Source organism: Burkholderia sp. BCC0044, from assembly GCF_902832955.1.
Taxonomy (GTDB): domain Bacteria; phylum Pseudomonadota; class Gammaproteobacteria; order Burkholderiales; family Burkholderiaceae; genus Burkholderia.
The window spans coordinates 1387434-1399062 of sequence record NZ_CADFDO010000002.1 but is presented as its reverse complement, the minus strand read 5'-3'; the positions used below and the strand labels follow the sequence as shown (position 1 = coordinate 1399062).

The 11629-nt window shown below is 65.7% G+C and carries 14 protein-coding genes; 7 read left to right on the top strand and 7 right to left on the bottom strand.

Annotated features, from left to right (window positions below; genetic code table 11):
* Positions 1-40: 40 nt before the first annotated feature.
* From HWX14_RS14750 to HWX14_RS14730, 5 genes are all read left to right on the top strand, one after another.
* Entirely contained in the window at positions 41-733 is a 693-nt protein-coding gene (locus tag HWX14_RS14750; protein ID WP_175883384.1) for an energy transducer TonB, read from the top strand.
* A 68-nt stretch (positions 734-801) separates the two neighbouring features.
* Positions 802-1740 carry a MotA/TolQ/ExbB proton channel family protein gene (locus tag HWX14_RS14745; RefSeq protein ID WP_175883383.1) on the top strand — a complete coding sequence of 313 codons (939 nt, stop codon included), beginning with the start codon at positions 802-804 and terminating at the stop codon, positions 1738-1740.
* A gap of 12 nt (positions 1741-1752) precedes the next feature.
* Entirely contained in the window at positions 1753-2175 is a 423-nt protein-coding gene (locus tag HWX14_RS14740; protein ID WP_175786302.1) for a biopolymer transporter ExbD, read from the top strand.
* Positions 2176-2187: 12 nt separating this feature from the next.
* Complete coding sequence (locus HWX14_RS14735) at positions 2188-2619, top strand: biopolymer transporter ExbD (protein WP_175883382.1); 432 nt, start codon at positions 2188-2190, stop codon at positions 2617-2619.
* A gap of 159 nt (positions 2620-2778) precedes the next feature.
* Entirely contained in the window at positions 2779-4122 is a 1344-nt protein-coding gene (locus tag HWX14_RS14730) for an LLM class flavin-dependent oxidoreductase (protein ID WP_175883381.1), read from the top strand.
* A 155-nt stretch (positions 4123-4277) separates the two neighbouring features.
* Here HWX14_RS14730 and HWX14_RS14725 read toward each other — a convergent pair whose 3' ends face one another.
* Entirely contained in the window at positions 4278-5234 is a 957-nt protein-coding gene (locus HWX14_RS14725; protein ID WP_175883380.1) for a DUF4189 domain-containing protein, read from the bottom strand.
* Between the two features lie 228 nt (positions 5235-5462).
* On the opposite strand from HWX14_RS14725, the gene HWX14_RS14720 reads away from it, so the two are divergent.
* Positions 5463-6185: a hypothetical protein gene (locus tag HWX14_RS14720; protein WP_175883379.1), complete on the top strand. Its 723-nt coding sequence runs from the start codon at positions 5463-5465 to the stop codon at positions 6183-6185.
* Positions 6186-6212: 27 nt separating this feature from the next.
* Here the strand turns inward: HWX14_RS14720 and HWX14_RS14715 are convergent, their stop codons facing one another.
* A complete protein-coding gene (locus HWX14_RS14715; RefSeq protein ID WP_208456180.1) occupies positions 6213-6839 on the bottom strand; it encodes a TetR/AcrR family transcriptional regulator in 627 nt (208 codons plus the stop codon).
* A 131-nt stretch (positions 6840-6970) separates the two neighbouring features.
* Between HWX14_RS14715 and HWX14_RS14710 the strand changes: the two genes are divergently transcribed.
* Positions 6971-7369 (top strand): nuclear transport factor 2 family protein, encoded by a 399-nt coding sequence (locus HWX14_RS14710; RefSeq protein ID WP_175883377.1) that lies wholly within the window; start codon positions 6971-6973, stop codon positions 7367-7369.
* A gap of 116 nt (positions 7370-7485) precedes the next feature.
* On the opposite strand, the gene HWX14_RS14705 is transcribed toward HWX14_RS14710, so the two are convergent.
* From HWX14_RS14705 to HWX14_RS14685, 5 genes are all read right to left on the bottom strand, one after another.
* Positions 7486-8607, bottom strand: a complete 1122-nt coding sequence (locus HWX14_RS14705) for an alkene reductase (RefSeq protein WP_175883376.1) — start codon at positions 8605-8607, stop codon at positions 7486-7488.
* 34 nt (positions 8608-8641) lie between these two features.
* Positions 8642-9364 carry a hypothetical protein gene (locus HWX14_RS14700; RefSeq protein ID WP_208456179.1) on the bottom strand — a complete coding sequence of 241 codons (723 nt, stop codon included), beginning with the start codon at positions 9362-9364 and terminating at the stop codon, positions 8642-8644.
* 37 nt (positions 9365-9401) lie between these two features.
* Positions 9402-9806 carry a nuclear transport factor 2 family protein gene (locus HWX14_RS14695; RefSeq protein WP_175883375.1) on the bottom strand — a complete coding sequence of 135 codons (405 nt, stop codon included), beginning with the start codon at positions 9804-9806 and terminating at the stop codon, positions 9402-9404.
* A gap of 124 nt (positions 9807-9930) precedes the next feature.
* On the bottom strand, positions 9931-10692 hold the full coding sequence (locus HWX14_RS14690) for an SDR family NAD(P)-dependent oxidoreductase (protein WP_175883374.1): 762 nt from the start codon (positions 10690-10692) through the stop codon (positions 9931-9933).
* 48 nt (positions 10693-10740) lie between these two features.
* Positions 10741-11538 carry an alpha/beta hydrolase gene (locus HWX14_RS14685; protein WP_175883373.1) on the bottom strand — a complete coding sequence of 266 codons (798 nt, stop codon included), beginning with the start codon at positions 11536-11538 and terminating at the stop codon, positions 10741-10743.
* Positions 11539-11629: the final 91 nt, after the last annotated feature.

Sequence of the window (11629 nt, the reverse complement as noted above, 5' to 3'; positions counted from 1 at the left end):
TCCGCGACGCACCTTCGACCTCGTTGCAAGTGAACCGAACATGACCACCGCCTCTCAATCCCGGCTCGCGACGATCGGCCGCCCGCGCCGCTTCGGCAACAAGCAGACTCATCCGGTCCGTCGCTTCGGCGGCATCGCGATTGCCATCGTCCTGCATCTCCTGCTGATCTGGGCGCTCGTGAATGGCCTTGCGACGCGGGTCGTCCAGATCGTCCAGCAACCGATCGAAACCCGGATCATCGTGCCGGTGAAGCCGCCGCCGCCGCCCCCTCCGCCGAAACCGGTCGAGAAGGTCGTGTCGAAGCCGCGCGTGGCACCGCCGCCGCCGCCGTTCGTGCCGCCGCCCGAGGTGCGCGTGCAGGCGCCGCCGCCGACCATCACGCACCAGGACGTGCCGGCGCCGAGCGCCCCCGTGCACGAGGCGCCGCCCGCGCCGGCGCCGGTGCCGGTCGCGAAGCCGGTGAACCGCGAGATCGGCGTGGTCTGCCCGAATTCGGATGAAGTCCGGTCGTCGATCGTCTATCCGACGGAGGCGCAGGACAACAACATCACGGGCGACGTCACGATCGAGTTCACGGTGGACCCGGACGGTCGCGTCGCGAACCTGCGGGTCGCGCAGCCGGCCGACCCGGTGCTCAATCGTGCGGCGCTCAACGCGGTCAAGCGGTTTCACTGCATTGCGCAGGGGGAGCCCGTGCGCGTGCGCGTCCCGTTTTCCTTCAACCTGAATTGATGCAGGCCACGGCAAGCCGTTCGACCGGGCCGTTTTTCGAATCGACACATGACGCATACGGAGTCCTCATGAGTAAGCACTTTCGCGCCGCAGTCGCGGCAAGCCTGATGATCGCGGGCGGCATTGGCGGCACGCTGGCCGCACCGCAAGCCGTGCTGGCACAGCAAGGCGCGGCATCCACGCCGAGCCAGGCGGCTTCCGGCGTGGCGCTGACCGCGGCGACGCCGGCCGCCGCAAGTGCGGCCGACCGCGCGGTGCCGCCGCCCGAGCCCGCGACGTCGGCGACCGTCGAGAATCCGTACGGGCTGGGCGCGCTGTGGGCAAACGGCGACTTTGTCGCCCGCTTCGTGCTCGGGCTGCTCGTGGTCATGTCGCTCGGCAGCTGGTACATCATGATCACCAAGTTCGTCGAGCAGGCGCGGGCGAACGGCCGCGCGAAATCGGCCGACGAGCAGGTCTGGAATGCGCCGACGCTGGCCGAGGGCGCGGCCCAGCTCGACGATGCGTCGCCGTTTCGCTTCATCGCCGAGAACGCGATCGAAGCGGGCCAACACCACGACACCGCGCTGCTCGATTCGGTCGACCGCAATACCTGGATCGACCTGAACATCGAGCGTTCGATCACGAGCGTGTCGAACCGGCTGCAGGACGGCCTGGCGTTTCTGGGCACGGTGGGTTCCACCGCGCCGTTCGTCGGCCTGTTCGGCACCGTATGGGGCATCTATCACGCGCTGACCGCGATCGGCATCGCGGGCCAGGCGTCGATCGACAAGGTCGCCGGCCCGGTGGGCGAGGCGCTGATCATGACTGCGATCGGCCTGGCCGTGGCCGTGCCGGCCGTGCTCGGCTACAACTTCCTCGTGCGCCGCAACAAGTCCGTGATGGAGCGTGTGCGCGATTTCGGCGCGCAACTGCACACCGTATTGCTCGCGGGCGGCAGGCGCGCGGCGGGCGGCGTCGCGACGCCGCCCGCACAGTCGCCGCAGGCGCTGGCGGTTCAGTCGTAAGCGGGGCGCGCCATGGCAATCAGTGTCGGCAGTGACGACAACGACGAGGTCATCTCGGCGATCAACACGACGCCGCTCGTGGACGTGATGCTGGTGTTGCTGATCATCTTCCTGATCACGATCCCGGTGGTGACCCACACGATCCCGGTGCAGTTGCCGGCGGAGCGCGTGCAGCCGCTGCAGACGCAACCGAAAAGCATCGAGATCGCGGTGAACCGGCAGGGCGACGTTTTCTGGGGCACCGAGCATGTGGATGTGCCGACGCTGGTGGCCCGGCTGAAAGACGTGTCGGCGCAGGCGCCGCAGCCGGACGTGCACGTGCGCGGCGACCAGGCCACGCCGTATCAGTACATCGGCAAGGTGGTGACCGCGTGCGAGCGCGCCGGGATCGGCAAGGTCGCCTTCATCACGCAACCGCCCGCACGCGGCGGCTAAGGAGTTCGGACGATGGGTATGAACGCAGGCGCCGGCGCAGGCCGGGACGAGCCCGAAGTAATGGTCGACATCAACACCACGCCGCTGATCGACGTGATGCTGGTGCTGCTGATCATGTTGATCATCACCATTCCGATCCAGATGCATTCGGTGAAGATGAACCTGCCGGTCGGGAATCCGCCGGTGCCGCCGCATCCGCCCCAGGTGGTGCAGATCGACATCGGCGCGGACGGCACGGTCAACTGGAACGGCGCGGCAGTGGGCGGCGCGGCCGCGCTGGACGCGAAGTTCCGCGAGGTGGCGGCCGAGGCCGACCAGGACGAAATCCGGTTGCGCCCGGACAAATCCGCGCCGTACAAGGCGGTGGCCGAAGTGCTGGCCTCCGCGCAGCGCGAAGGGGCGACGAAGATCGGGTTGATCGGCAGCGAGCAGTTCTCGCAGTGAGTCATTCGAAGGCGTCGGCGATTGCTCGGGCTTCAGCGCTCGACGATGGATCGCCGTACAACGGGCAGTCGCTATTTCCGCAATCTCGGCACCGATGAAACCGAGATCGTGAGGGAAGCGTCTTTACATCTACCTCAGTAGAACCAACGAATACCAATCATGAGCGAAACGCAGACAGTGCGGCAGAACGGGCGTTCCAGGCAGATTCATCTTGGTGCGACGATCCACGGTCCCGGCGGACATTACGCCGGGTGGCGCCATCCCGACGCGGTGATCGATGCGAGCATCAACCCGGATTTCGCGAAGCGCGTGGCCCGCCAGGCCGAGGCCGCGAAGTTCGATTTCGTGTTCGTCGCGGACGGCCTGCATATCAACGCGAAATCGATCCCGCACTTCCTGAATCGTTTCGAGCCGCTCACGCTGCTGTCGGCACTGTCGGCCGTCACCGAGCGGGTGGGGCTGGTGGGGACGCTGTCGACGTCGTACAGCGAGCCGTTCACGGTTGCGCGGCAGTTCGCGAGCCTGGACCACCTGAGCCGCGGGCGCGCAGGCTGGAACGTCGTGACGTCGCCGCTCGAAGGTTCCGCACGGAATTTTTCGCGCACCGAGCATCCGGAGCACGACGAACGTTACCGGATCGCCGACGAATATCTCGAAGTGACGAAGGGGCTCTGGGATTCATGGGAGGAAGACGCGTTCGTGCGCGACCGCGAGAGCGGCGTGTTCTTCGATCCAGCCAAGCTCCATACGCTCGATCACAAGGGCAAGTATTTCTCGGTCGAGGGGCCGCTGAACGTCGGGCGCACGCCGCAGGCTCGCCCGATCCTGTTCCAGGCCGGCGCGTCCGATGCCGGCAAGCAACTCGCGGCCACGCATGCGGATGCCGTCTTCACTCATCACGACACGCTCGCTCAGGCGCGCGAATTCTATGCGGATCTCAAGCAGCAGGTGATCGAGCAAGGCCGCGACCCCGACGAGCTGAAGATTTTCCAGGGGATCGGCGTGATCGTCGGGAAGACGGCCGAGGACGCGGAGCAGCAATACCAGGAGAGCCTGAAACTGATCACGGTCGGCAGCGCGCTCGACCACCTCGGGCGCTTTTTCGAACATCACGATTTCGGCCAATATCCGCTCGACGCGCCGTTTCCGGAACTCGGGGACCTCGGCAGCAACAGTTTCCGCAGCGGGACCGACGAGATCAAGCGCAACGCGCGCGAGCGCGGACTGACGTTGCGCCAGGTCGCGCTCGAAGCGGCTGCCCCGCGGCCGCGTTTCATCGGTACGCCGGAGCACGTCGCGAACGGCTTGCAGGAATGGTTCGAGGCCGACGCCGCGGACGGCTTCATCGTCGGCGGCGGCACGCCAACGGCATTCACGGACTTCGTCGAGCAGGTGGTGCCGATCCTTCGGGCGCGTGGTCTGTTTCGTGCCGAGTATCGAGGCGCAACCTTGCGCGACCATCTCGACGTGAGTTATCCGCGCAATCGCTACGCGGCGGCGTAATCCCGCCAGGCACCGGTCGCAGGCGCGGGCCTTGGCCAGGGACTCGTCGAAAACGTCGTCCGACGCCTCATGGGGAATCGGAGCGCGGCGAAAGCTCGGGCGTTGCCGCGGGAACCGCCCGTCACGCTGTTGTTGCGCGGGTCCGACGACTGCGGCTAGCGGGTCTGACCGGTCTTGAAGTCGTGGACGAAGAGGCCCGGCCGGCGGCTGTCGAACACGGCCTGGATCTCGCAGCTCTTGTTCGCCTGCTTGTTGCAGGCCGCTCGCGCGGCAGCCTCGGCACGCGCTGCCGAGTTCTCGGAGGTCGCGCTGCTGTCGCCGCCATTGAGCCGGTACGCGAGAATGACGCCGTTGCCGGTGAACGCATTGCGCTTGCACGCGCCTTTGGTGGCGTCGCTGCAGGCCTTGATGGCGGCGTTGGTCGCGTCATCGGGCCTGCGATAGCCGCTCGCGACATAAAGCTTGCCGTCATCTCTCGCCGTATCGGTCGTCCAGGCGGAGGCCGCATAGCGTTTGCGGGCCGAGACATCGGGCGAACGCCGGCTGCCCAACGGAATCGTGGCAAAGACCTCGCAGGGCACGAGCTGGTGTGCCGAGCAGTCGGCCATCGTCTGTTTGCTTTGAGCGCCGCCGTTGCCGTCCCAACCCATCGCAAAAGAACCATACCGGTCACGGACGATCGTCACCGACGCATTCCACCAGGTGCCGGCGAGTTCGCAGCCCTTGCCCATCACCGCGTTGCAGGCGGCTACTGCCGCGAGCGCGGCGTCATTGCGATCGGCGACATTGCCGACGACCCAGATGTCAGCGGCATCTTCGTGCCAGGCAACGGCGGTATATCGCGTGTTCGACGGCGTTTCGGCTTCGTAGCGAAGCCACCCGTCGCCGTGTTCGACCGCCTTCCCGCCGGAAGAACCGGAGGGCGCCGATTGGCTGTCATCGGGCGCGCAGAGTGGGCTCGGCGCGACGCCGAGACCACCTTGTGTCATGCCCACGACCCGCTCGCCGGGACCGGCCCCTCCGCATGGATAGGTCTGCGCGGACGCCTGCGTCGGCAACAAGAGCCAGCCGAGCGCGACCGCCACGACCGGAAGGAGTCCATTCTTTTTCATTGACGACGATTCCTCTGCGCAATGTTCGTGAAGATGACCGTCCCGTTATATCACTTCGCTTCATCAAAGTTTATTGTGGAAAAACTTCCAATTGATTTTGCAGTTCTTAACAATTGAAGGTGATGCATTCGAGATAGGATCGACGCCACCTTCATGGTCGAGTGAAATTTCAAACTGAGGCGGCCGCTTATGTCTCGCATCCAACTGTCAATGAGCCGGTGTGCCGTGATGCTCGTCGCCGTGGTCGCCATGGTCGGTGATGCGGCGGCCGGCCAATCTTCGGCCCGCCTTGTAACGGACCCGTCTCCACCGAAGTTCTTCGTTTGCAGCGGCACGTTCAATTCCGGCTCCGGCACGGCCGGCTCCTCGACGGAGAAGGACGGCAAGCCGACGTGCTTCTTCGAAGCGGACTCCGCGGCCGAGGCCCGGGCGCAAAAGGAATGCGGGCAGAATGCGGTGTGTGACATCGCGGCGACGACCTACATGAAGGGAAACCGCCGCGTCGTCGAGGCGGTCTTGGCGGTCACGCGGCTCGACGGGCCGGCCAACCGGGAACCGGCCGGGGCGGCCCCGGACAACGCGCCGTTGCTCGACCCATCGGCCTGTCCCGCCAGCGAACTCGGTGCGTTCGTCAACGCGTTTTCGGGCAGGATTTCGATCCAGGCGCGGTTCACCCGCTGGCCCCTCGCCGTCACCCATGTCGATGCCGCCGCCCGGCCGGAGCCCAAGCCGGTGACCCGACAAGTCACTGAGAAAAAGGCGTCCTACCCGCTGATGATGGATATCGAGCGCGCCAGGCGGGAAGGCAAGGTCGTTCGCATCACTCAGGACAACAAGACGACGGGCCAGGTCGAATATGCCGGATCGGACAACGGCCGGAAGATTCGCTATCTGTTCCAGCGGTCGCGCTCATGCTGGCAACTCGTGGCCATCGACGATCAATCGTTGTAGCCGTTCGCGAAGCGGGCCAGTGACCATTCAACGCGCGTCGTGGCGCTGTCCGATCTCGCTGTCGATCAATCGTCGCGCCGCATCGACGAGTTCCTGTTTCAGGTCCGCGCTGCCCAATGTCAGCGCGGACGCATAGGCGCCTTCCATCAGCAGCGAAAGCTGGTTGCCCAACCGAATCGGGTCTCCGGCGCCGAGTTCCCGGCACAGCGCATGCAACCGGTTGCGGACTTCCGTCTTGTTGTCGCACGCAATGGCGGTGCCGGGATGTGCGCGGTCGGGAAACTCCGTGGCGAGGTTGACGAACGGGCACCCGCGGAATTGCGGGCTCGAGATCAAGCCGGCAACGCCCGCGAACAACGCCTCGATCTGCTCGCGCGGGCGGCCGGCATGAGCAGCAACGATCGCATCCCACCACCCCCAGAAGCGGCGGTTCTGCTCGTCGGCGAATGCCGCGATCAGTTCATCCTTCGACGCGAAGGTGCGATACAGCGACGACTTCGACACGCCCGAGCGTTCGAGCACCGCGTCGATGCCGATCGCGCGTATCCCGTGCTGATAGAACAGTTCGATCGCAGTCTCGACCAGCCGCTCGCGTGCCGAAGGCTCGCCGCGTCTGGGTGCACCCCGTCTTGGGGTCGTGGTCGTCTTGCTCACCGGCTCCTCCGCGCAATTGTGGTTGACAAAAGTACACCAGACATCCATCCTGAGTAAAGGAACAGATCGGTGCCTTTATTGGGCGGGCCACGCCGCCCGAATCAACAGCCATCACGAATCGGAGCAGCGAAATGACGACAGCAGACAAGGCGGCGGCAAACAAGGCATTGGTTCTCGAGGCGATCACGGGCGTGTTCGTCGACCGCGATCCCGCCGTGCTCGACCGGTTGTTCAGCGATGACTATCGACAGCACAACCCGCAGATTCCGAACGGAACGGCCGCGATCAAGGCGCTGCTGGGCAAATTGCCGGCGGATTTCAGGTATGAGCCGGGGCTCGCCGTGGCGGAGGGCGACTACGTCAGCATCCACGGCCGCTATGTCGGCTGGGGACCGGAACCGTTGGTGGCCGTCGACATATTCCGCGTGGAGAACGGCAAGGTCGCCGAGCACTGGGACGTCATGCAGCAGGAGGTGCCCGCGACACAAAGCGCGAACGGGAACAGCATGTTGACGTCGGCGCAGGATTAGCCGAGCGCGGGCGAGCCCGGCGGTCATGGCGGAGCCGGGGCCCGGATGAGGGCGACGCGCGCTGCAACGTTTCGTACCGTATCGTCGCAGCACGCGTCCTGCCACTCGCCGCCGCACTACGCCGTCAGCGCGTGAAGGGCGGGGTAGTCGGTATAGCCGTCGGCGGTCGCGCCATACACCGTCGGCCAGACGACTTCGGCCAGCGGTGCATCGACCGCGAAGCGTTCCGGCAGGTCCGGATTGGCGATGAACGGGCGGCCGAACGCGACCATGTCGACCAGCCCCGCGTCGATGAGTCGATTGCCGTTCGCGCGGTCGAAATCGACGTTGGCGATGATGTTGCCGCGATAGAGGTCGCGGAAGTGGCGGAATATGCCGTCGCCGGCGAGCCGCGCCAGCGGCGTGGCCGACAAGTCCGCCATCGCACCCATCAGCAGCAGGTGCGAAAGATCGAATTCGTTGAGCCGGCCGATCACGTATTCGGAGGTCGCCAGGGTTTCGTCGGTTGAAACGAACGCACCCGTCTCGGAGGTGGCCGGCCCGGTCTTGATGCCGGTCCGGTGCGAGCCGGCTGCTTCCACGACGGTCTCGACGACTTCGAACAGGAAGCGTGCACGGTTCTCGACCGAGCCGCCGTATTCGTCCGTGCGCAGGTTGGTGCGGACGTTGAGGAACTGGTTGAACAGGTAGTGATAGCCGCCCTGGACCTGCACGCCGTCGAAACCGGCCGCGATCGCGTTGCGGGCCGCCCGGCCGAAATCGGCGACGGTGCGACGGATCTCGTCTTTTTCCATCGCGCGCGGCACGACGGTGTCCTGGCGGCCGGACGCGGTGACGCTCTGCTGCCCGGGGTTGACCGCCGACGCAGACGGCGGCGCCTTTCCGTCATGAAAATCCGGATGCCCGATCGAACCGGTATGCCAGAGTTGCGCAACGATGCGGCCGCCCGCGCGATGCACGGCATCCGTCACCAGCCGCCAGCCGTGCACCTGCGCGTCGCTCCACAAGCCGGGAACGTCGGCCCATCCGAAACCCGCGGGGCTCACGAACACGCCTTCGCTGATGATGAGCCCCGCGGATGCACGCTGCGCGTAGTACTCGGCATGCAACGCGGTCGGTGCGTGCTCGGGATTCGCCGCACGCATCCGCGTGAGCGGCGCCATCACGATGCGGTTCGGTAAATCGAGATCGCCGATGCGGATCGGTTCGAGCAACGGCTGATTGTCCTGCTTCTGCATGTCATGCTCCTGCAATGTGAAGGGCGGCGTGCGCCTATTCGGTATGGAAATCGATGCTGCGGATGTCGATGGACACCAGCAGCGGTTCGTCGATCTTGTGCGTCGCATCGTCGTAGGCAAAGACGCGGCGCGACATCGGCACCATCACGCCGCGGACATCGCGGTAGCCGGATGCATAGTTGGCGCCGCGCGCTCCGCCCATCACGTCGACCGTGTAATCGTGGCGGCGCAGCAGTCCGTCTTCGCCGAAATAGGAGACCTGCTCGCGACTGTGGCTCGCGATCGAATCCGGGAACGTGACTTTCAGGCGCCGCCAGGTTTCGCCGTTCTCGTGCCAGTCCGGCAGGGCTTCCGTATGGAAGCCCGGGCTGGCGTAGAGGAACGGAATGGTCAGGTAGCTCCAGAGCGCGTAGCCGGTGAAGTACAGCGCATGCAGGCGATCCCAGCGGGTCTGCTGCGTATGGCCTCGATAGGCGTCCCGCGGCGCGCGCCGTGTTTCGGGCGTATCGCCGTTCAGGGCGCCGATGCCGACGACGTCCGGCTCGAACGCGCCGTGCCAGCCGTCGGCCGGCGACGCGATGGCGACGTGCTGGCGCCGCAGGTCGGCGACGAGTTCGATCGCATGGAACAGGCCGGGCTGTCCCTTCAGGTGCCAGACGGCGCCACCGATATCGAGTTCCGCCGAAACCGTGCGGAACCTGTTCCAGTTTTCAAGCCCGCCGTGGGCCTGGATCGCCTGGTCGAGCAGCGTACTCATTGCGTCCTCCGTGTGTCGAGCGGTTGCCGCATTCGGCTCAGCGTTCGTTGCGGAACGTGTCGCCGAACATCGGATAGCCACCGGCGGATTCGCCGCGCGACGCTTCATCTTGCAGCACGTCCCAGTGTTCGACCAGTTTCCCGTCCTCGATCCGCACGATATCCACGCCGATCAGCGCGGTCGGCGACGCTGAATTGCTGTAGCGACTGTGGATCCACACGAACGCACCGTTGGCGGCCACCATGTCGTACTCGAAACGCAGGTCGGGCATCGAGTCGACGAGGCCGAACAGGCCATCGCGGCCCGCCGGCACGAGCCGGCTGTGCTGGACGTAGGTGTCGGACCAGAACTGCGCGGCCTTCTCGTAATCCTTCTCGTTGAACAACGTGTCGAGCGCGTCGAGCACGAGTGCGATGTTCTTGTCTTCCAGTTCCTTGCTCATGATTCGGACTCCGATGATTGTGGATGTCGTTCAGTTCAGGGATGCTGCGGAACGACAGGTCAGGGTGAGGGGGGAAGCCTCTTCGATACGGCTTCTTGCTGCGAATGCCGAGCGCGTGCCGCGGTCATGCGACCGGAATCGGATGCTCGACGATGAACTGGTTGAATTGCCCGACGAACGCGTGTTCGTTCGGTCCCGCGTTGTCGCGCAGCGGCCTGGCAGCCTCGACGACGACTTCGGTCGTCGCGGTTTCCAGCAGCTTCAGCGTTTCCGCGACGAACGCGTCGACCGGCATCGCGCGTGGGTCGCCGCTCTTGTGCACGAGATCGGTGTCGACCCACGGCGGCGCGATTTCCAGCACGCGCACGCTGGTGTCGCGCAGCGCGAAACGCTGCGACAACGTGTACGAATGGATCGCGGCCTTGGTCGCCGAATAGAGCGCCGTCGCGGCGAGCGGCACATACGCGAGCACCGAGCTGTTGTTGATGAGCGTCGCATCCGGCTGCTGCTTCAGGTGCTCGACGAATGCCGCGCTCACGCGCACCGGCCCGAGCAGGTTCGTGGTGACGAGCTTGACGGCTTGTTCGTCGTCGAGTGGGCCGCCGGCATCGTCGAACGGCATGATGCCGGCGTTGTTGATCACGACGTTCAGCGTCGGATAGCGCGCGATCAGTTGCGCGGCGACCGTGCGGATCTGCGCGGCGTCGCCGACATCGAGCTCGACGGTGTCGATGCCCGGGTTCTGCTTCGCGACTTCGTCGAGCAGTGCCTTGCGGCGGCCGGCGACGATGACCTTGTTGCCGAGCCGGTGAAACGCTTCCGCCAGCGTGCGGCCGATGCCCGACGTGCCGCCGGTGATGAAGATCGTATTGCCGTTGAGTTTCATGATGCGCGCTCCTGGTGGATGAAAGGCATTGACAGGCATGCGAGGCCGTCAACTGCCCGCGAGATGGCGTTGGAGGAAGCCGCCGACGGCGAGCAGCACGGGTGCATGCGTCGCGATGCCGGCGCGGGTCGTGCCGGCGTAGCGCGCACATTCCGTCGGCACGCCGGCGGCGATCAACGACGCGGCGTAATGTTCGGCTTCGGGATGCAGCGGATCGTGCTCGACCGTCGCGATGAACGTGGCCGGCAGATGGGTCAGGCGGCGCGATTCGAGTGGCGCGGCGTACGGATGGACACGCTGCGACAGCGTGGGCAGGTACGCGCGGTAGCTGGCCGTCAGCGTGTCCATCGCAGGCGTCGCGTGGACGGCCGACTGCCCGATGCGCGTCATGCTCGGATCGAGCAACGGCGCGAGCAGCACCTGTGCACGGATGCCCGCGGTGCCGCGATCACGCGCAATCGCGGCAAGGCCCGTGGCGATGTTGCCGCCGGCATCGTGGCCGGCGACGGCCATCTGCCGCTTGTCCGCGCGCCTGCCCCGGGCTTCCGAGCATGCCCACTGCAGCGCGCGATACGCGTCTTCGACCGCATGCGGGAAAGGGAAGGCCGGCGCGAGCGAATAGCCGACGGACAGGACCCACGCACGCGCTTGCGACGCGAGCGCCTCACAGATGACGTTGGTATCGTCGAGCGAGCCGGCAGTGAACAGGCCGCCGTGGAAGTACAGGACGATCGACAGCGGATGCTTGTGCGTCGACGGCCGGAAACTGCGCACGTCGATCGGTTGGCGATGGCCGTCGATGCGCGCATCTTCGACCAGCAAACCGGAAAGGGGAACGGTAGACATACCAGGCAACGCAGTGCGTTCTCGTTTGCTTGAACAATGAACGCATTCTGGTTGTTACCGCGAAGCCGATAAATCGCGAGCTTGCCTCAAC